Below are 22,151 nucleotides of genomic sequence, written 5' to 3' on the forward strand. Positions count from 1 at the left end.
TGGAGTTCTAATGCCACGCTTAAGTAATGACATCCTACGACAAAACACCATGCAAGAATTTTTACGGACAATGCATATCCAAACCGAAGATATTCATATTTCAAGTATTGAAGGATTATTTTGCTTTAACAGTAAGGATAAAGCTCAGGCAAATGACTTTGCTGTACAATTGCAAAAAGCGTTTGAGGGTAATGAACAACAAGAAACCATAAAGCAACTTTCATTTACTAAGATATTGACAGATGAAATAGCCAATGCTGTATGTAGTGATGAACTAAATCGCACTTCCTGTACAGCTATACTTGAAATCCTTAAAAAAACAGGGGTTAATGTCCATTTTTCACAAGATTCAGGAACATTAGAAATCAAATTTCCAAATCCTGCGTATCTGCCGCTGTTCAATCTATTGACTTATCCAAACCTTAAATTTTCTAACGATGGAAAAGCGACTCTTGATATAAAAGAGTATTTAAAAAACTACCCCGAAAAAATAATCCACATTGAAAATATAAACCCCGACGAAGCCCCTTTTATATTTTTGAATAGCTCTGCTTTGGAAAACAGAATATTTTATGCCATCGATCCCTTTGATGATGGGAGTTCACAAGTACAGCCATTTTTCTTTGTTCCCGCATCAACAACGCCTCCAAACTATCATTTTGTATTGGATGCTAGTGGTAGCATGAGCTCCTCTTTAAAGAATTTGCAAAACAGTGTCATTGCACTGGCGACACAATTATTTGATTTTCAGCCCAATGCCCGCATTAGAATCCTTACTTTTCCTAGTAACATAAATAAGTTAGACATTTTTAACCAATCAGATTTAGAAAGATTAGTCTCTCATGTTAATGGCATCCAGGCTGCTGGTGGTACTCCTCTCTACGAAACAACCTGTGATTTAATTGAACTGGTGCAAAAATCAAAAGCACATAATAATATTTTATTATTTACGGACGGTGATGACAACAACCAAGAAACGTTTACCTCTTGTTTAATCAATCAATTGACGTCTATGGATCAAGAACCAAATCTAAAAGCAAAAAATAAATTCACTGTATTTAGCTACAATATTCGAACAGATAATTTAATGCGTAGGGTGGCAACAACGTTCAACAGTGAAATTATTGAAACAAATAATGCTGATTTTATGAATGCATTGAAAGATCCCCAAGTAATGAAAAATTGGGCTGCAGCGAGAAGTCTTTTCAAATCGACATTTACGATAATCAGCACAGATAACCAAACTAATCAAGATACCTACGACATAACTATTGATCATTGCGGACAATTAGCCAAACTTAACGCCCAGAGATGCAAACCGGGCGAAACTCTTGAAATTTTTGTTGAAGATGGAGATGGTAAAAAAATTCTGGAAGGCAATTTAACCCTGGATATGCCGGTTGCGGTTCAACAACAATCTATTGCAGAGGCATTAAACAACCATGGATTTCTTGCCGCACCTCAAAAGAAAGAAGAGTCGATGCCAAATCAAAGTACCTGCGTTATTTCTTAAACCATACTCATAAGTGTATCGATTAAAGTAGTCCCTTGTGCTACAAACCGCAAGGGAACTACTTGTGCTCGCTTACGATTTTTGATGATAAAAAAACGGTAACAGTTCTGTTTTTACTTGGCTGATAAAATACGCCGAACCCGCTTCCGATAAATGATTATCATCACTGTAATATGGCTCTCCTTGTGTACTCAATGAATGGCAAATTGTATCCGTACAAAATACTCGATAGGGATCAAAGAAATAAGTATTTCTGTTATTTTTAGCAAACGATTTAAGTACTCTATTCACATTAATTGCTTTAGTATTTGCCTGTGCCAAAGTATTAATCTTATCAATACACTGCGTTTTCGAAATCACAGGGCGTGTTAAACAGGCAAAGGGGTCTTTAATACCCGCTCCGGGCACATCACCGATAATGATTAAAGTATGATCCCCAATTAATTGGCGTAGTTTAGCCAGCTTTGTAAATAATGGCTGATAATCGCTTTTCTTAACACTGGTTAAATCAATATTCCACGCTTCATGATTTCCTAGCTCATGCACCATCAAAATTTGAAAAATCCAATACTCAGATAAAATTAATACGGAGTCAGGTTTTTTATTGAGCTGCGCCAATGCTTGCTGCAATACATGAGGACAAATAGTATCCCAATCATCACCCGGTGTTGTACGTGAAAGTCCTGGTAGTACCAGGCAACTGGAACCTGCCATATAAATTGATTTACGATAAGGTTTTGCAATCTCTTGCGCTAAACCATACTGCAGCATTTGCGCGTGGCTGTCTCCCAATAAAACAATGTCAGGGCGCTTACTGGATGTTTTATAAGTCCAACCAAAAGGATAAGCAAAACCTTGGCCGCCAAAATGAGCTTTATGGTAATCCAGAGCAATTTGTTCTGGGCTAAATTGCGCACCGTCAAGAGCAGGAATACGCCACAAAAGACCATGACTCATATATAAGGCAAAACCACAACAGACAGTTACCGTAATACTTGGTACCCATTGTACTATTAATTTTCTTTGTGCTCTCTTATCTAAAGTGTCCGCATACCTAAATGGCTTTTCAATAAATTGATAGGTAAATAATGCAACTAAAATTGCACTTACACAAACCATTATCTGTATATAAAAAGAAGTAATTTCTGCTGCGGTAAAATAAGAATAGAAAACAATAATTGGCCAATGCACTAAATACAAAGAGTAACTAATTAGTCCTAAGCCAACAGCCAGTTTATTAGAAAAAAGTTTTCCTGAATATCGGGCACCACCGGCATAAATCACTAAAGCAGCACCAATAGTTGGCAGCAATGCATTATAAGAAGGAAATACGGTATCTTTAGTAAAATAAAATACCGCATAAAGCATCATGCCTAAGCCAAGCAGGCATAAACATTCATTAGGAAAATCAGATTTTGGACGAAGATTAATAAGCCATACCATTAACGCGCCAATACAAAACTCAAAAACACGAAATGGCATGAGAAAATATAAAGCAGTTAAATGACTTTTTTGCAAAGCAAGGTTTAAACTGAAACTCACTATTCCCAAAAAAACAATTGCCCATGGCCAAAATCGCTTCTGCCATTTAACTGCGACTAAAAATAAAATGAATGGCCAAAGCAAATAAAATTGTTCTTCAACGCTTAAAGACCAGGTATGCAATAAAGGCTTCGATGTTGTAGTAGTGTTAAAATACCCGCTCTCTAGCCAAAATAAGCAATTGGACAAAGATAAAGCGGCAGCAGCTAAAGAGCGGCCTAAAAAGCGCAGGTTACTAGGCGCAAGTAAAACCACTCCTGCAATTAAAGTACATAACAAAACAAAAAACAGTGCAGGGAATAATCGTTTAACACGACGACAATAAAAATTTATAAAATTAAAATACCCTGTTTGGGTAATTTCTTTAATAATGAGGCGAGTGATTAAAAAACCACTAATGACAAAAAATACATCCACCCCAACATAACCACCAGGAATGAGCGAATTATTCAAGTGAAATAATAAAACAGCGATGACGGCAAAAGCTCTCAAGCCATTGATATAATCAATATATGCTTTAGGTTTTGCGTGCGACATATCCTTGCATCCATCACTCACATTGAACATATTATTCCTGGCTTAAATGCGTTCTTCGTTCTTGCATGGTTTCAATGCTGTTGAGCACTGTTTGTCGACAAATTTCTTGCATCACCGGGATGTCTTTTAGAGGTATACCTTCATGAATAATATAAGCGATCAGAAAGCTATCACGCCATACTTTCTCATTAGGGCGCGCCTTGGCTTTCATCCACAGCGCAACCCATAAAAAATGAAATTGCCATTTATTACGATGTAATTCCATTTCTTCAGTAAACACTGCGGTCATAGCATCCTCTAAACGACACACTCTGACCCCATCCACATAACTACTGTTATGATTGACTAATTTATCCACTAAAGGATTTTCTAAATACCAAGACTCGGTAAATGCTTTATTCTTTAGCCACGATTTAGAACGTTGTAATGACTCAGTAATAATCTCTTGAGTAAAGGGGGTAATTTGTACACTCAAAAGTTCAAAAAGATATTCCGTATCTAATTTACGCGGACGTAAGCGTAAGCCTAATAATTCTTGAGTTTCGAGAAAATGCATATTAGGAATTTCATTGTGTTCAATAGTGATGGCTAAAAAGTGTTCTACCATTAAAATAAAATAAGATAAATCCACTTCACGTAACGTCACATTTTCATCAAAAGCTTGGTGATAATATTCCGTTACTTCTTTTGTAGAAATAGTAGGAGTAATCCACGCATCTTTAATCCCTTGATCATATTTCAATAACAAACCACACAAACGATGTTTGCGCTTTTTATTTGCATGAATGAATAACCCTTGTGAACCAGTACCGTCAACTTCAGTGGCTTGAATTTTAGCTTTAGCGCCTTCATCCTCAGGGACAAAAACAACCCCTTTTTTACGCTGAATTTTAATCCAACTTTTAAAAATGTGATGATCACGCTCTGGATACCAATACATGATGGTTTGCAAACGCGATAAAGAAATAGACGATAAAGTAATTTTGTCTATGACTAAACTTAAGGTTTCGATCACTACTTCACGGACCTCTGCTTTTGGATGCAATAAGGTAAATAAAGCAATATCCGCACCCTCATCGATATTGTACAAATCCACTACCAGATCAGCAAAAAAATCTGCGGGCATAGCATAGCTTTGGGCGAAAAAATTCTCCGCAATCTCAAACACTGAAAGATCAGAAAGTTCATGAATTAAATCACGAATTGCATCCAGATGAGACTTTTCACTGCTGTGTGGAAGCAGTTCTTCTTCATGGCTGGCTAAATCAAAGTATGCAGTTTTTAAATCTTCGATAAGCTCCACATGTGCTTCATAGAAAGAATTAAGTATCGGTAACCAAAAACTTAGAGAATGTTTCTGAAAGTTAATCAGTTTTGCCAAATGATCCATCAATTGGTTTAAAGTCTTAGCACTTAATTTATTGTTCGCTTCTGCCGCACCTTGCAACTGTGCCACACAAATATCTAAAGCAAAAATACACGCAGAATAAACTGGTAACCCTTCACCCAACTGCTCTTCCAAATTATTGATAATATCAATTAACTTAAAGGCCAGTTGTGGTTGTTGAAAAAATAAAGCATACAATTGCGGATCAGGCTCAGCTTTTTGGTCAATCAAAGCGGCCATTTCAGTGAGCAAATGCTGTAATTCTATTGAGTCATTGGTCATAATTATTTAGGTATCTGCCGTGGTCGCCCTTTCTCATCAATTGCGACAAAAATAAAAACTCCATTGGTAACCTGATAGGGTTCATCTTGAGTTGCAGGAAGAGCCCACACTTCCACATTCATGGTCATAGAAGTATTACCCTTTTTAATTAAGGAAACGTAACAACTAATAAGATCCCCTACGTGCACTGGTTTTAAAAAACTCATGGAATGAATTGCCACCGTAGCAGCACGTCCAGCAGCGATTTTTTTTGCTAAAACTCCGGCAGCCAAGTCCATCTGTGAAACAATCCAGCCGCCAAAGATATCACCGTTAGCATTTGTATTCGCTGGCATTGCCAAAGTTTGTATGCTCAACTCACCTTTGGGAGAGTTTTTCATAATTTTATATCCTGTTTTTATTTTTGTTGCGAGAAAAAAGCCACAGTCAATACAATTGTGTTTTTCTCGCGAAAGCGGGAATCCATTCCCAATGTGGCTTTGTGCCTACATAAGAATAAGTTCCCCCTGCGTAGAGGACAATGAAGCGCTTAATTTAATAGCAGTGTTCATCGCCTAAGATTAATTACGCTTTAACTTGGCTAAAGCATCTGCCATTGCTGTATTAAATACGGTTTTTTTCGCAGGTTCTGCTTTTTTAACAAACTCAGGTTTTTTCTTACGCTCTACTTTTTGCAATTCAGGTTGTCTTTTCATTTCTTGAGCTTTCCCTTTTTTCTGAACAACCGGTGCAGTAGATTCTTCAGTAAGCTTCATGCTCAAACCAATACGCTTACGCTCCTTATCCACCTCAATAACTTTTACTGTAACAATATCACCTGCTTTAACGACCGTACGAGGATCAGTAATAAATTTATTAGTCATCGCAGAAATATGAACTAAACCATCTTGATGTACACCAATATCAACAAACGCGCCAAAATTAGTGACGTTGCTAACTACTCCTTCAAGAATCATCCCTTCATGCAGATGCTCAATGTCTTCAACACCCTCTTTAAATTGTGCTGTTTTAAACTCAGGGCGTGGATCGCGACCTGGCTTCTCTAATTCACGTAACACATCTTGAATCGTTGGCAAACCAAATTGATCATCAACATATTGGCTGGCATTTATACTATGTAATACTTCTTTATTACCAATCAGCTCGTGTATGCCAATCTTTTTATCGGCAACAATTTTTTCCACTAAAGAATAAGTTTCGGGATGAACTGCTGACGCATCTAAAGGATTCTCGCCATTCATAATCCGCAAAAAACCTGCAGCTTGTTGGAATGATTTTTCACCCATACGATTTACACTCAGCAATTGCATACGGTTAGTAAAAGCTCCATGCTCATCGCGATAAAGAACAATATTTTTTGCCAATGTATCGTTCAAACCAGAAATATGCGTCAACAATGCAGAAGATGCCGTATTTACATTAACGCCTACCCTGTTCACGCAATCCTCAACCACACCATCTAAAGAACGCGCAAGACGAGTCTGGTTCACATCATGCTGATATTGGCCAACTCCAATGGATTTGGCTTCAATTTTCACTAATTCAGCAAGTGGATCTTGTAAGCGACGCGCAATAGAAATCGCACCGCGCAAAGTAACATCCAGATCAGGAAATTCTTTTGCAGCAATTTCTGATGCTGAATATACAGAAGCCCCTGCTTCGCTGACGACCACTTTCGTGAGTTTTAAATCAGGATACATTTTGATTAAATCCGCTACAAGACGCTCGGTTTCACGAGAGCCGGTTCCATTCCCAATACTGATTAAATTCACAGAATATTTAACGGCTAATTTTGCCAGATCAGTAATGGCCTGATGCCATTCGTTATTAGGCGCAAAAGGATAAATCACTGTAGTATCTAAAAGCTTGCCAGTGGCATCGACAACAACAACTTTTACTCCCGTCCTAATTCCTGGATCCAAACCTATAGTTACTTTTAGGCCAGCAGGAGCTGCAAGTAATAAGTCACGTAAGTTTCTGGAAAATACTTTGATTGCTTCTTCATCCGCCATTTCACGTAAGCGTGTGAGCAATTCCAATTCTAACTTGGTAAATAACTTGACCTTCCATGTTAAACGGACGGTTTCCATTAACCATGCATCTGCAGCGCGTTGCTCATCTGCAATATTGAAATAAGAAGCTAACTTACCTTCACCGTACGCTTGATCTTGTTCTTGTAAAGTTAAATTAACTTGTAATACTCCTTCACGGCGCCCACGAAATAGCGCTAATGCACGGTGAGAAGGAATCTTCTTGATGGCTTCAGAATAAGCAAAATAATCTGAAAACTTACTTACGGCTTCTTTTTTCTTAGAGCTGCCTACGGATTTCACAACAGCATTTTGCCATAAATATTCACGTAACTCGCTGATTAAGTCCGCGTCTTCGGCAAAATGTTCCATTAATATATGGCGTGCCCCTTCTAAAGCGGCTTTAACGTCGTCAACACCTGCTTCCGTATTAATAAATTCTACAGCTTGCGCTTCTGGATCCAAAGTTGGATTCTTCCATAATGCTTGTGCTAAAGGCTCTAAACCCGCTTCAATAGCAAGTTGCGCTTTAGTGCGGCGCTTGGGTCTAAACGGAAGATATAAATCTTCAAGACGTGTTTTAGTATCCGCAGCACGTATGCTTTGTTCTAATTCTGGAGTTAATTTTTCTTGTTCGCGTATGGATTGCAACACCACTTCTCGTCGTTCATCCAGTTCACGCAAATAAATCAATCGCTCTGCGAGAAAACGTAATTGTTCATCGTCTAATCCTTCAGTAGCTTCTTTACGGTAACGTGCAATAAAAGGTACTGTTGCTCCCTCATCCAGCAAATGAATCGCTGTTTCAACACGCGCTACTTTGACATTAAGCTCTTGCGCAATAATTGCTGCTAACGTCAACATTTCTTGAGTCATTTACATCCCCGAAATTACTTAATAAAAAATCGCCACATTATCACTCAACAGTTACCGATTTGGCAAGGTTACGTGGTTGATCCACATCAGTACCTTTGGCTACTGCAACATGATATGCCAATAACTGCAAAGGAATAGTATAAACTATAGGCGCAATCCAAGAACCACATGATGGAACTTTAATTAAACGCGCACCATTTGTCTTCCACATATGGGCATCATCAACAAAAACAAAAAGCTGACCGCCACGTGCGCTTACTTCATGAAGATTGGATTTTAATTTATCTAATAATTCATCATTAGGAGCAACGGCAATTACTGGCATATTTTCATCAACCAGAGCCAAAGGGCCATGCTTTAATTCACCAGAAGGATAAGCCTCCGCATGGATATACGAAATTTCTTTAAGCTTTAAAGCACCTTCTAAAGCCACAGGATATTGTACACCTCTGCCTAAAAATAAAGCATGCGCCTTATTCACAAATAAAGCCGCCAACTCTTCAATTTCTTCATTCATTTTTAAGGTACGTTCACAGCCGGCTGGTAACTCTTGTAATTGGTGTAATACTTCTTGTCCACGCTCATCAGGACATAAAGCTGTAGCCAACATTAAAAAGGCAGCTAATTGTGTGGTAAACGCTTTAGTCGATGCGACACCAATCTCTGTACCTGCACGGGTTAAAAACACACAATCGGCTTCACGAACTAAAGTACTGGTTGCCACATTACAAATGGCTAAGCTGGCTAAATAACCCATCACTTTTGCTTTGTTTAAAGCAGCAAGCGTATCTGCTGTTTCCCCTGATTGAGACACAGTAATGAATAAAGTATCTCTAGGTACAACCACATCGCGATAACGATATTCACTGGCAATTTCTACCTGTGTGGGTAAACCCGCTAAAGACTCTAACCAATATTTGGCAATCATCCCTGCATGATAACTTGTTCCACAAGCAACAATATGCACTTGCTTCACTAAAGGAAATACATGAGAGGCGCGCTCACCAAAACTGGCACGTAACACTTCAACACTACTGACACGTCCTTCAATGGTATCGGTTAATACTTTTGATTGTTCAAAAATTTCCTTCAGCATAAAGTGACGATATCCATCTTTACTCACCGGTTCTGATTCATTATTTAGCAAGTGAGTAGGGCGTTGTACCTGTACACCGGAAGCGTTATAAACCACAATGTCTTTAGCAGTGACATAAGCACTGTCACCTTCTTCCAGATACATCACCGATTGCGCAAATGATTTTAATGCCAAACCATCAGAAGCAATGAAATGTTCACCAATACCCAAGCCAAGTACCAAAGGGCTGCCTTTGCGTACAGCAACTAATTCTTTAGGGCGCTGTTGGTGCAGCACCCCAAAAGCAAATGCTCCTTCCATATCCGCAGCTGCGCTTTGCACTGCTTTTAATAAATTTTCTGACTGTAAGTAATAATAATGAACTAAATGAGCAGCAACTTCTGTATCCGTCTCGGAAGTAAACACATACCCCTTAGCAATTAAATCCTGGCGTAAATGATCATGATTTTCAATAATGCCATTATGTACTAATGCAATTTCATCATGTGATAAATGAGGATGTGCATTTTGTTCTGAAGGCTTACCATGAGTTGCCCAACGGGTATGTGCGATACCCGTGTTACCCATCACGGCGGTTTCTTGCATGGCATCTGCCAAATTTTGCACCTTGCCCTGAATACGCACGCGCTTTAAATGTGACTGTGTATCTATTACCGCAATACCTGCTGAATCATAACCACGATATTCTAAACGGCGTAAGCCTTCCAATAAAATTTTACTGATGTCCCTTTCAGAAACGGCTCCAATAATCCCACACATAATCTGCTCCTCATTCACACAATCGTGCTATGGATGAATAGACAAAAGACAAGAATTATGCCATAAACTGCTTTAAATCACTAAGAAAAGCACTAATTAATTTATTTTAATAAATAATTCCTTGCAGCAAAGTCATCATTTTTTATAAATTACCCTGCCATACTTAACAGTATGAGCACTGATTAGTTTTTGTCAATGTGACTGATCACCCATCTTAAATTTAATCTGATGTTATTCAGTTGGTATGGAGCCACGTAAACGTTCACGGAGTATGTAATTAAGGAACATTTTACAGCTTTGTCGTCCCCGCGAAGGCGGGGAGCCATTCAGGAATTGATCACTGTGCTAGTTTTTTGAATTGATTCCCGCCTTCGCGGGAATGACAGGTATATAACAAGCTTCCCAATGAGGAAATTTACATACCCCGTGAACGCTTAATGGCGTCAACTTAAGGCTATTTCCTCTTTCTCTCTGTCATTAAGTTAAGGAAAATCGTAGGTTGGGCCTTGGCCCAACAATAGGTTATGATGATACCAGCTTCAATGTTGGGCCAAGATCCAACCTACAACTCTATTTAAAAATCCTTAAGTTGACGCCATTACGTGAACGCTTACGGAGCCACTCTCTTCTCCTTTGCGAGAGAAGGGTTAGAGATGAGGGTGCCATGCAACGTTAGCTCGGTGACCAATCACCAACACAGTCGACCTGTGCATCATAAGCGCTTTGAGCTATTTTAGTAATTGGATGCATACTCAAATGAGCCCACATTGTGAGACGATATCCCGCAAGTGCTCCAGCCGATGCACCAATAACAGAGCCTGGTATTCCCCCAGTTACACCACCAACAGCCGCTGCCATAGTTGCCATCGCTAAAGTTATTATCGTATAAGCTATTACTTCAAACCATTTACAGGAGGAAAACTTATTTAATTTTTGTGAAAATTGCGATAAATGGCGTTGCTCAACTGTCCCTGATGCAACTGCTGTTGCCAATAAGAGTGTTTCGTTAGCTATAAGTTTACAGTTTTCTAAGTGAAACATTTTTTCATGATAAATAAAATCTCTAAGTGTATTATCTTTTAACTCTTCGATCAGCTTACAAAACTCTTTCTTTTTACCTCCAGTATTTAATTTAAACAATTTCAAAACATTTTCAAAAATACTTTCGATTGCAGCATAATCTTGCTGTCGCTCGATATAAACACTTTTGTATTTATAATTCTTAGGTTGATTATTCTTTCGCTTATGAGCTTCTAATAATTCATCGCTAAAGGGACGTGTGCTTTCTATTAGTTTATCGAAACATCTACGTTGTTCATTCAAAATCTGAGCACCCATATTGAGAATCATCGCATGTTTTGTAGCAATCCCAATATTATTATCTAATGGTAATTTAAAAGAGGAAACATCAGGATACGCCTGTTCGATATAGCATTTAAAATCATTCCAGCATTTAAGACAGTCCTGCTGAAATGGATTGTTCCATTCTGAAATAAATTCCTCATTACCATCACAAATATGAACAATCGCCAAAGTTCCAATACAAATTATGTCTCTTTCTTCATTTTTTTTATTATCAGAAAGATTTGTAGACATTAACAATTCGAGCAGTTGTGCACCTGCATGAAAAAAATTCTTACTTTCTAATCTGTAATTTTTTTTAGAACACTCTATAAATTTTTCCTGCAGAAAAGCTATTTTTAAGGAAGTAAACATATTTATCTCATTTTTTTCGAAATGACAAATTTTACTACACGTTCTTTTATTAAGCAAATAAGAGGCGTATTATATCTGTCCGTGGCAACACATCGCCTTCAAGGGAGAAGAGAGCACTGAATAACATCAGCTTAAATTAAAATAGGACAACCATGTGCATTTTATTAATTCCTATTGATTAAATTGTGAGTAAATGGTAAGTTTTATCGAATATTTTGGTTACATTTTAGGTAGTAAATGAGTAGTTCAACGCAAGAAATTGTAATCGCAGCATTCTATAAGTTTGTTCCCTTGAACAACTATGAGGCAATGCGCGAGCCTTTATTAAAACAAATGATCACCCATCAGATTAAAGGAACAATCATACTTGCTGCCGAAGGCATCAATGGCAGTTTTGGTGGTACACGAGAACATATGAATAATTTTTATCAAATTATTCGTGCAGATGCCCGTTTAGCAGATTTAAATTTCAAGGAAACTTTTGATAAAGAAAATCCTTTTGAAAAATCCAAGGTGAAACTACGTAAAGAAATTGTTACCATGGGAATTAAAGATGTTGATCCATTAAATAATGCGGGAACATATCTCAACCCAGAAGAATGGAACAAATTGCTTCAAGATCCCGATGTAGTCATTATTGATACCCGTAATGATTATGAGTATTCATTAGGCACATTTAAAGGCGCCATTAATCCTAATACGGAAAACTTTAGAAACTTTCCTGAATATGTGCAAGAGCAATTGCTCGATAAAAAGGATAAAAAAATCGCCATGTTTTGTACTGGTGGCATCCGCTGTGAAAAATCAACAGCTTATTTAAAGGATTTAGGTTTTTCCCAAGTGTACCATTTACATGATGGCATTCTTAACTACATTGAGCATACGCCCAAAGAAAAATCACTCTGGGAAGGCCAGTGTTTTGTATTCGATAATCGTGTTGCAGTTGACGGCAATCTTGAGCGCGTCTATCCTCAACTACCATTAGATTACAAACACGATCATGGCAAGGAATAAGCGCAGGCATTTATGACGAGCAAAAAACAAGTTGATTCAACCATCGTTCTGAATCGCAAAGCAGGATTTAATTTTTTCATAGAGGAACAATATGAAGCAGGTCTTGCGCTTGAAGGTTGGGAAGTCAAAAGTTTACGTGCAGGAAAAATTAATATTGCCGATGCGCATATCATTATTAAATATGGCGAAGCCTTTTTGCTTGGAGCGCAAATCCAGCCATTAATTACCGCATCAACGCACACCATTCCAGATCCAATTCGTACTCGTAAGTTATTATTAAATCGAAAGGAACTAAATCACTTAATTGGTAGTGTGGAACGCCAAGGTTATACCATAGTACCCCTTTCCATGTATTGGAAAAAAAATAAGATTAAATTGAAAATTGCTCTTGCCAAAGGTAAAAAAGAGCATGATAAACGCGATACCATCAAAGATCGTGAATGGCAGCGAGATCGCTCACGGATTATGAAAAAAACAGGGAGAGATTAATGGATATTGGTGATTTAGTACCCGATTTTTTCTTTAGCGCCACCAGTGGTGTGCAAGAGCATTTGCATGATTATAAAGGAAAATATCTTGTCTTTTACTTTTACCCAAAGGATGCGACACCAGGCTGTACTACTGAAGGCCAAGATTTTCGTGACGCTTATGCTCAATTTCAGGCATTAAATACTGAAATCTTTGGCATATCTCGCGACAGTTTAAAATCTCATGAACAATTTAAAGCCAAACAAAATTTTCCTTTTGAATTAATTTGTGATGCTGAAGAACAATTATGTCAATTATTTGATGTGATTAAGATGAAATCCATGTATGGCAAACAAGTCCGTGGTATAGAGCGTAGTACTTTTATCATTGATCCAGAAGGAACGTTGGCAAAAGAATGGCGTAAAGTCAGTGTCAAAGGCCATGTTGAAGCGGTATTAAATGCATTAAGATCAGTCTAAGGGGTTTACGTTAAGAGAAACATCTTAGTAGGTGAGAAATCATTTCCAATATTAGCTCTGGCTGCATAGAAATGGATGCCTTCACGCGGGGACAACAGTGGCCTGTGCCCTTCGCTAACGAGAGTAGCTGCCTCCTGCCTTATTTTTGTAAGCGCGAATAGGGCGTTGTCAACACTAAGCTTATCCTGAATATCGATCTTTTTTAAAGTGTCATAGATCCGATTTGTTTGCTGATCACGTCCGCGAAAAAAATGATGAGCCCACTGAAATTTCTCATCATGATGCTTAACAATGCTTTTCTGTATTTCCCAAAGACACTGCGTATGGTTTTTAGGATATGATTTAATAATATCTTGAACAAGTTTTATACCCTTAGGGAATTGTCTATTCATTGAACTGGCAGAAAAACGAATTTTGGACTGCCAAAAAGTAGCATCATTACATAAGGTTTTAATAAACTTCATTAATTCCTCTCGACTTTTTAATAAATCCAATTTTGAATGCGCTTGTTGAATTTTACTTTCGATTTGGTCCTGAATTCCGGGAAAGAGATGAAAAATAATTTTTGAGGACACCTGTGTGGGAAGATGTTGTGGCAAGCAAGCAGTAAGTGATGAAGCCATAATTCGCGTCATATCATCCTCACCATTGTCATCTAAATTAAGTCGGCCATGGGCACGTAACTCCCCTAACGTATGCAGAAACTCATCTCGCTCTTTAGGTGATTTGCCTTTAAAAAAATTATTATTTCTTAAATCAATCTGTTTCACTGAATCAGAAATAGCAGATAAAAACGCTTTTAACTGATGGGCACTAAGGCACTGAAGTGATGCATCGTTGCTAAAATCTAATGTAGTCACATGTGAGGGAAACTTATAAAAAGCTTGTTCTAACTCAGTATCAGTTTTTTTATGAAGATTATTCCTATTTAACTTAACAGTAGTTACTGAGGCAGGAAGCCCGGCAAAAGCTTGCGCTAATTCAGTACCAGATTTCTCATAAAGTCCATTCTTACTTAAATCAACTGTAGTTACTGAGGCAGGAAATCCGTTAAACGCTTGTGCTAATTCAGTACCAGATTTCTCATGAAGCCCATTCCCACTTAAATCAACTGTAGTTACTAAGACAGGAAATCCGTTAAACGCTTGTGCTAATTCAGTACCAGATTTCTCATGAAGTCTATTCTCGCCTAAATTAACGGTAGTTACTGAAGCAGGAAACCCTTTAAACGCTTCTGCTAATTCAGCACCAGATTTCGCATGAAATCCATTTCCACTTAAATCAACTGTGGTTACTGAAGGAGGAAGTGCTGCAAAAATTCGTGCTAATTCGGCGCCAGTTTTTCGAAAAAGCTCATTGTGCGCCAAATTTACTGAGGTCACTGAAGATGGAAATGCCGCAAAAGCTTGTGCCAAATCAGCAGCAGATTTCTCATAAAGCTTATTGCACCCTAGATTAACCGTAGTGACAGAAGTCGGAAGTGCCGCAAACACGTGTGCTAACTCAGCGGCAGATTTTCGATAAAGCTCATTCTCGCTTAAATCAATTGTGATGACAGAGGCAGGCAGTCCTTTAAAGGCTTCTACTAATTCAATATCAGACTTCGCATAAAGTCCATTTCCCCTTAAATCAACTGTGGTTACAGAGAGAGGAAGTGCTGCCAAGATTTGCGCTAACTCAACACCGGTTTTCCCACTAAGGTAATTCCAACTTAAATCCACTTTAGTTATCGAAGCAGGAAGCCCAGCAAAAGCTTGTGCTAACTCAGCACTAGTTTTTAAATCAAAAAAATTATTACTTAAATTGACTGTAGTTACAGAAGCAGGAAGCCCCGAAAAAGCGAGTGCTAACTCAGCACCAGATTTCACATGAAGACCATTCTCACTTAAATCAACTGTAGTTACTGAGACAGGAAGTCCGGCAAAAGCGCATGCTAACTCGGCACCAGATTTCTCATGAAATCCATTTCGACTTAAATTAACTGTGGTGACAAAGGCAGGAAATCCCGCAAAAACTTGCGCTAATTCAACACCAGATTTTATATGAAACTCATTCCCACTTAAATCAACTGTGGTAACAGAAACAGGAAGCCCGGCAAAAGCCTGTACTAACTCAGCAGCTTTTTTTATATAAAACTGATTACCTCCTAACCCTACTGTGGTTACAGAGAGAGGAAATGCCGCAAAAGCTTGCGCTAACTCAATACCGGTTTTTCGATAAAGCTCATTGTAACCTAAATTAACTTTGGTAGCACAACAAGAAATGGTTGCAAAAGCGTGCTTAAATTCATCAGTGGGTTTTCGACCTAATGTTGCCCCCTGTAAATTAACATCCATCTTTATTATCCAAGAGAACTACCAATAAATCATATGACCAAATAATATTCCATTTGTTATTTATTAGCAAAATTAGCTCTATAAACCAAATTGCTCTTCTTGTTTAACACAAGGATTGTTTAAGGTACTTGAAACTGTGGTATTTTTTTCTTTTATAAACAAAGTTGATCGACACCTTGCTGCTGAGCTATATCGATATTTCGATTTAATTGGTCGAGATCTTGCCGAGGAGCTCCTTGAATATTCTGACGAACTATCTGAACTATCAGACGAACTATCTGAATAATCTGAACTATCAGATGAACTATCAGATGAACTATATGAAAAAACTATTGATGAATGATGTGAAAATATTTTTTGCGTTGCTATATCTGAGGCAGTAGTACTATTTTTTTTATTTAAATCATTGTTATTTGAAGAAACCGTTCTTTTTTTATATGTGATTGAAGAATCATCATTTTTTTGTAAATCGTGCTTTTTTATTGATGAATTTTTTAGGTTTTTTTCTTGTGTTTCGATTGAATTATCTAAAGGATTTTTTTTATTCAATAGATTTTTACGGCATATCTCAACATTTTTTCCGCTTAAACGTTCACTTAGATATATTTTTTTTTCTTCAGAATGTTGACTCTCTACATGCCTATTTCTATAAGTTACTCTATACGTCATATTGCAACAGTGACAAATCCATCGATTGTTTGGATGATTAAATGGTTTGTGTGTATAATGACCTATTGCATTATCAAACTCTATCTCATGCTCTGATTTATATTGTTTAGGCACTTTATCTATTCCTCATTAAGAAATATCTTACTTAAAATATATGTAGTGGTTTATTGTACAATAAACACATTAAATTGACATTATATTTTATATTGAGCTAACAACAACGCGGGGCGAGTTCCCCAAAGTATAATCTTGAAACAAATAAATCAAATAATAAAGAAGTAGGTCGGGCCAATAAAATCAAATTCCTATTTGTTGCGGAACGAATTTTTCTAAGAATTGAAAAACAGGAGCTTGATGATGAAGGATAGCATTTTTTAAACATTCATGTGTTTGTCCTGACATTGCTCTTGACTCAAGTACTTAGCCTTTGCACAATGAGAGTTAAGCAACAGGATATTTCTTCCTGTTTTTAGCGGTTAGGATATACGATTGAGGTGGATCATGGATACCAGCACTACAACTAAGAAACTGTTCGTACTTGATACTAACATTTTAATGAGCGATCCAACCGCAATTTATCATTTTGAAGAGCATGATATCTATTTTCCAATGGTCGTGCTTGAAGAATTAGACAGCCATAAAACAGGAACTTCTGAAGTGGCGCGTAACGTACGGCAAACCAATCGTATGTTGGTTGAATTCATGACGAACATGTCACACGAGCAAATTGTTTCGGGTTTGCCTATTCCTAGTTATCTCAATTCCGATAAGAAAAACAGCAGCGGCCGCCTCTTTTTTCAGACCGATGAATTTGACCAGGTCGTACCCACCACCCTACCCGGGCATAAAGTGGATAACACCATTCTTGCCACTGCTTTAGGATTACAAAAAAAATATCATGGTCAAAAACAGGTAATTATCGTCTCTAAAGACATTAATCTGCGTATTAAAGCGGGAATTTTAGGCATTTTGGCAGAAGATTATTACAACGACCAAGTGCTCCATGACGTTAATCTTTTACATCGTGGTTTGCATATATTAGACAATAATTTTTGGGATACCCATGCAAAAGATATGGAATCATGGCAAGACAGCGGTAAAACCTTCTATAAGGTCACTGGCCCCCTAATAAGCCAATGGAATCCCAATGACTGCATTAGCACCGAAGACAACCAATTCCAAGCCATTGTCAAAAAATTACAAAACGATCATGCGGTGATTCAATTAGTGCGTGATTATACTCAATCAAAACACTCTGTCTGGGGGATTAATGCCAAAAACCGCGAACAAAATTTCTCCTTAAACCTGTTATTAGATCCTGACATCGATTTTGTCACCTTACAAGGCCCGGCAGGTACCGGAAAAACATTATTGACTATTGCAGCAGGACTCACTCAGGTTTTGGATCAAAATCGCTATAATGAGATTTTAATGACCCGTGTCACCATTCCCGTCGGTGAAGACATCGGTTTTTTACCTGGCACTGAAGAAGAGAAAATGACCCCGTGGATGGGTGCCTTAATGGATAATTTGGAAGTGTTACACAGTTCCCAGGTTGGCGGCAGTTTCGGACGAGGAGCAACACAAGATTTATTGCAAAACAAAATTAAAATACGCTCATTAAATTTCATGCGCGGCCGTACCTTTTTAAACCGCTACATCATCATTGATGAAGCACAAAACCTAACACCCAAGCAAATCAAAACACTAGTAACCCGCGCTGGTCCTGGAACTAAAATTATTTGTCTAGGTGATATTAAACAAATAGATACTCCTTATCTTAGTGAAACTACTTCTGGATTAACCTTTGCTGTGGACCGTTTTAAGCATTGGGAACACAGTGCTCACATGAGTCTAACTCGTGGAGAACGCTCAAGGCTTGCATTTTATGCCGCAGAACATTTATAGTATGCGTTTTACGAGGATACACCATGACTTTCCAAGCCATCACTTTTGATGACGTTCTACTTGTCCCTTCATACAATCATCATGAGTCACGACGCGTCGTCGATACAACCAGCACCGATAGACTCGGCAAATTAACCTTAAGCCTGCCAGTAATCAGTTCGAACATGGATACCATTACTGAAAGTACTATGGCGAATTTCATGTCCAGCAAGGGCGCTATGGGGGCCTTACATCGCTTTATGAGTGTGGAAGACAATATCAAAGAATTTAAAAAGTGCAATGGCATTGTCTTTGTGTCGATTGGTTGTACCGCCGCAGAATTAGAGCGTGCCGAAGCCTTACGTGATGCAGGCGCGGATTATTTCTGTGTGGATGTGGCTCATGCCCATGCCAAATACGTGGGTAAGACCTTAAAAAACTTACGTCAACTCTTACAAGACCGCTGCATTATGGCAGGCAATGTGGCAACCTATGCCGGTGCTGATTACCTGGCCTCTTGTGGTGCAGACATTATCAAAGCAGGTATTGGCGGTGGCTCTGTATGCAGTACCCGCATTAAAACCGGTTTTGGCGTCCCTATGCTGACTTGTATTCAAGATTGCTCGCGCTCAGATCGCTCTATTGTTGCTGATGGAGGTATTAAAACCTCTGGGGATATTGTTAAAGCGTTAGCTTTTGGTGCAGATTTTGTCATGATTGGCGGCATGTTGGCGGGTACAGCTCCCACTCCAGGGGAAGCGATTACGAAGGAAGACGGCGTAAAAGTAAAACGCTACCGGGGTATGGCATCCAAAGAAGCACAAGAAGATTTCCTCGGAGAAATGCACGAATGGAAAACTGCGGAAGGCGTCGCTACAGAAGTACCATTCAAAGACAATCCTGATGCTATTATTGCGGATATCGTGGGTGGTTTACGTTCTGGTCTTACGTATGCAGGCGCGGATACGATAAGTGAACTACAACGCAAGTTAAATTACGTTGTAGTGACTCAAGCAGGACGGATTGAAAGTTTGCCGCATAAATTATTAGAGCGGTAATTATATATTTTACTGTGGAGCTACGTCAGCGGTAGAAGATACATCATTATCTTGAGTCGGAGCAGCTGCAGGTTCCTCCGATTTTTGTAGCTCTGTTAATTGAGAAGCCGCCGGATTTTCGAAAAAATTTTCATTTTGATTGCCTGCAGTATTCATATTTTCACCTAAAACGGTTGTGTCTTCGGTTGCATTCTGACCTTCTTCATCATTTCCAGCGATTTTCGCAGTTTGTGCTTCAGCATCACCGTTGTAACCTTTGCTCCCATCATTATTCAAACCCACGTTGGTATTACTTGGTGTAGGTTGAGGAGAAGATGAAGGCGTATTCCCTGCATTATCGGCTGCGGTCTTGGTTGCAGAAGCATTAGTTGCATCCTGACTTGGAGTTTGAGCAGCTTGCTGAAGATCGGCCGTGGACTGAGATGAAGAAGCATTAATTGGCGCTTGAGCATCTGGCTTAGAATCGGCTGTGGGCTGGGAGGAAGCAGCATTAGTTGCATCTGAAGTTTGATCTGTAGCATTTTTATCTGGATAACCTGTAGGTGGAGGGGTAGCCGATGTGGAGGGAGAGTCAGATTGTTTTATCGGTTCCGGTTCCCTGGTTGATGGTACAGGTTCAATCTCCTTCCCGTCCTTGTCGTAGTTTTTCTTTTCCGAGGAATCGTTAGTAGAAGCAGCAGAAAGCTCCGCGGCCTGGTCTTTATTTGCAGAGGAAGCGTTATCAGAAGCAGCAACAGGAGCCGCAGTATTACTTTCTTTGGATTGAAATTGTTGAGGTGTGGTGGGAGCTTTTAGCTCATCAACTGCTTTAGCCGCTTTTTCAAAAGCGGCTCCAAGTACGCCTTGCGAAAATTTTTCCACTTTATCTACTTTATCAGCGACGGCTTGCATGACCTTTCCTGCTGCGTCACTCACAGTGTTTTTTACGTCATTAACAAACTCAGCTTTCATTTTATCCATATCGTTTTTCGCCCTATCCCATTCCTTATTTAAGGTTTTCATCGGGCCAGTGTCTTTAATTGCATCCAAAACAGCATTTCCTTTCTGTTTAAGGAAATCAGTGATTTGTTTATTAACCCCATACACAAAGTCTTCAAGATCAGAAAGTAATTCCTGCATTGACTCCTCATAACTGGCTTTCTTTTTACCCTTTTTATCATCTTTCTCATCACCGGGGCCGGAAGGCATAGGAGCATTATTAGCTTTGGGTTCTTCTTTCTTCTCTTCTTTCTTATCCACTTGTTTAGGATTTTCAGCAGAGTTACCTACGGCTTGTGGTTTTGGTGCTGCCTCTTTAGGAGCTGATTCTTGAGGTTTAGGAGTTGGCGCCTCAGTGGTGTTTTTTTTCTCGGCAGGAGCTTCATCAGAGCCTTTTTCTGGAGATGCGTCTTGTTCTGTTGTACTCATAACTCAAACCTCAATAATCGACTATTACTACTTTAAAGATAGCACATTATTACCAATAATGTACGTGGTATGGCTGCTCATCATAGCCAGTAAAACCTACTGTATAAATATATAATTGCAACTGATATTATATATTAAAATAGCATATCAAGATTATCCTTTAGGAACATTGGTAATGAACATAATTTACACTAATTTTGCAAAAAATGACTTATGAATAAAAACGACTTTCGCTACATGTTACGGGGAAAACATGTACGCGATTTAAATAACAGTGATTTTTCCCTTTTAAAACCAGTAAATAAATATGGAAAAAAAACTGATCATGCAGTCATTCTCTTACATGGATTTTCATCTTCTGCAGCAGTTTATCGCGATTTAATTCCGCAATTGCAGCATTATGATGCCATTATCTGCCCTAATTTACCGGGACATGCCAGCAGTATAGAGGATTTTTCGCGCACAACAGCCACAGATTGGCTTCTTTATGCAACGCAAATTTGTGAGGATTTATTTAAAAAATACCATAAGGTAGATATTATTGGTTTATCTCTAGGAGGATTACTTACCTGCAAACTGAGTGAGCATTTTTCATTCAACCATATTTTTCTTTTAGCACCTGCATTAAAATTAGTCATGGATGAGCGTAAGAACCTCGCATTTGCCAAAACAGCAATACGTTTAGGCTTTAAAGAAGTACGTGGTACAGCAGGTAATTTAGTCACCAATGAACATGCAGAAATCTCTTATCGCAGGATCCCGCTAATCAGCATAACTGAAATGCTTAGCTTCATATTGGAACATCGATGGGTAGCCCCACAAACTCCAGTGGATCTCTTTTTGGGAACGCAAGATAAAGTAGTTTCCTCACCCGATGTTGAACATATGTTTTTGAATCTACCGAATGTTACCATTCACTGGCTGCCCAATTCCGCTCATATATTAGCTTTGGAGGAAGATCTAGAGCAAATTGTGACTTGCATTAATAATACAAAATAAAATTATTTTATATGGGGCAAAATTTATAGTAACCGTTCACGCAATGGCGTCAACTTAAGGCTATTTCCTCTTTCTCTCTGTCATTAAGTTAAGGAA

General features: G+C 38.5%; 16 protein-coding genes. 7 read left to right on the forward strand and 9 right to left on the reverse strand.

Features of this window, described 5'->3' with window-relative positions; genetic code table 11:
• Positions 1–49 precede the first annotated feature (49 nt).
• Positions 50–1,513 carry a VWA domain-containing protein gene (locus QM652_RS07265; protein WP_415074310.1) on the forward strand — a complete coding sequence of 488 codons (1,464 nt, stop codon included), beginning with the start codon at positions 50–52 and terminating at the stop codon, positions 1,511–1,513.
• Between the two features lie 72 nt (positions 1,514–1,585).
• On the opposite strand, the gene QM652_RS07270 is transcribed toward QM652_RS07265, so the two are convergent.
• From QM652_RS07270 to QM652_RS07295, 6 genes are all read right to left on the reverse strand, one after another.
• On the reverse strand, positions 1,586–3,592 hold the full coding sequence (locus tag QM652_RS07270; protein ID WP_415074312.1) for an acyltransferase family protein: 2,007 nt from the start codon (positions 3,590–3,592) through the stop codon (positions 1,586–1,588).
• Between the two features lie 31 nt (positions 3,593–3,623).
• Positions 3,624–5,261 (reverse strand): hypothetical protein, encoded by a 1,638-nt coding sequence (locus QM652_RS07275; protein ID WP_415074314.1) that lies wholly within the window; start codon positions 5,259–5,261, stop codon positions 3,624–3,626.
• 2 nt (positions 5,262–5,263) lie between these two features.
• Positions 5,264–5,641 (reverse strand): acyl-CoA thioesterase, encoded by a 378-nt coding sequence (locus QM652_RS07280; protein WP_415074316.1) that lies wholly within the window; start codon positions 5,639–5,641, stop codon positions 5,264–5,266.
• A gap of 180 nt (positions 5,642–5,821) precedes the next feature.
• A complete protein-coding gene (locus QM652_RS07285) occupies positions 5,822–8,167 on the reverse strand; it encodes a Tex-like N-terminal domain-containing protein (RefSeq protein ID WP_415074318.1) in 2,346 nt (781 codons plus the stop codon).
• A gap of 40 nt (positions 8,168–8,207) precedes the next feature.
• The gene (gene glmS / locus QM652_RS07290; protein WP_415074320.1) at positions 8,208–10,022 is read right to left on the reverse strand and encodes a glutamine--fructose-6-phosphate transaminase (isomerizing); all 1,815 of its coding nucleotides are present in this window, start codon (positions 10,020–10,022) and stop codon (positions 8,208–8,210) included.
• 672 nt (positions 10,023–10,694) lie between these two features.
• On the reverse strand, positions 10,695–11,738 hold the full coding sequence (locus QM652_RS07295) for a hypothetical protein (protein ID WP_415074322.1): 1,044 nt from the start codon (positions 11,736–11,738) through the stop codon (positions 10,695–10,697).
• Between the two features lie 237 nt (positions 11,739–11,975).
• Here QM652_RS07295 and QM652_RS07300 point away from each other — a divergent pair, with 237 nt between their 5' ends.
• Genes QM652_RS07300 through QM652_RS07310 form a run of 3 tightly spaced genes read left to right on the forward strand, consistent with a single transcriptional unit; the run spans position 11,976 to position 13,699 of the window.
• Positions 11,976–12,752: a rhodanese-related sulfurtransferase gene (locus QM652_RS07300; RefSeq protein ID WP_415074324.1), complete on the forward strand. Its 777-nt coding sequence runs from the start codon at positions 11,976–11,978 to the stop codon at positions 12,750–12,752.
• A 12-nt stretch (positions 12,753–12,764) separates the two neighbouring features.
• Positions 12,765–13,241 carry an SsrA-binding protein SmpB gene (gene smpB / locus QM652_RS07305; protein ID WP_415074326.1) on the forward strand — a complete coding sequence of 159 codons (477 nt, stop codon included), beginning with the start codon at positions 12,765–12,767 and terminating at the stop codon, positions 13,239–13,241.
• The gene (locus QM652_RS07310; protein ID WP_415074328.1) at positions 13,241–13,699 is read left to right on the forward strand and encodes a peroxiredoxin; all 459 of its coding nucleotides are present in this window, start codon (positions 13,241–13,243) and stop codon (positions 13,697–13,699) included. Before smpB ends, QM652_RS07310 begins: the two co-directional genes overlap by 1 nt.
• A 5-nt stretch (positions 13,700–13,704) precedes the next feature.
• Here QM652_RS07310 and QM652_RS07315 read toward each other — a convergent pair whose 3' ends face one another.
• Positions 13,705–16,035, reverse strand: coding sequence for a hypothetical protein (locus QM652_RS07315; RefSeq protein WP_415074330.1), 2,331 nt, complete (start codon positions 16,033–16,035; stop codon positions 13,705–13,707).
• A 78-nt stretch (positions 16,036–16,113) separates the two neighbouring features.
• Positions 16,114–16,818 carry a hypothetical protein gene (locus tag QM652_RS07320; protein ID WP_415074332.1) on the reverse strand — a complete coding sequence of 235 codons (705 nt, stop codon included), beginning with the start codon at positions 16,816–16,818 and terminating at the stop codon, positions 16,114–16,116.
• A gap of 387 nt (positions 16,819–17,205) precedes the next feature.
• Between QM652_RS07320 and QM652_RS07325 the strand changes: the two genes are divergently transcribed.
• Positions 17,206–18,612 (forward strand): PhoH family protein, encoded by a 1,407-nt coding sequence (locus tag QM652_RS07325; RefSeq protein ID WP_415074334.1) that lies wholly within the window; start codon positions 17,206–17,208, stop codon positions 18,610–18,612.
• Between the two features lie 23 nt (positions 18,613–18,635).
• On the forward strand, positions 18,636–19,649 hold the full coding sequence (locus tag QM652_RS07330) for a guanosine monophosphate reductase (protein WP_415074336.1): 1,014 nt from the start codon (positions 18,636–18,638) through the stop codon (positions 19,647–19,649).
• Between the two features lie 9 nt (positions 19,650–19,658).
• Here the strand turns inward: QM652_RS07330 and QM652_RS07335 are convergent, their stop codons facing one another.
• Positions 19,659–21,056, reverse strand: coding sequence for a hypothetical protein (locus QM652_RS07335; RefSeq protein ID WP_415074338.1), 1,398 nt, complete (start codon positions 21,054–21,056; stop codon positions 19,659–19,661).
• Between the two features lie 213 nt (positions 21,057–21,269).
• Between QM652_RS07335 and QM652_RS07340 the strand changes: the two genes are divergently transcribed.
• The gene (locus QM652_RS07340) at positions 21,270–22,055 is read left to right on the forward strand and encodes an alpha/beta hydrolase (protein ID WP_415074340.1); all 786 of its coding nucleotides are present in this window, start codon (positions 21,270–21,272) and stop codon (positions 22,053–22,055) included.
• Positions 22,056–22,151: the final 96 nt, after the last annotated feature.

The sequence above is a fragment of the Legionella sp. genome, from assembly GCF_047605385.1.
In the GTDB taxonomy this organism is placed as follows: Bacteria; Pseudomonadota; Gammaproteobacteria; order Legionellales; family Legionellaceae; genus Legionella.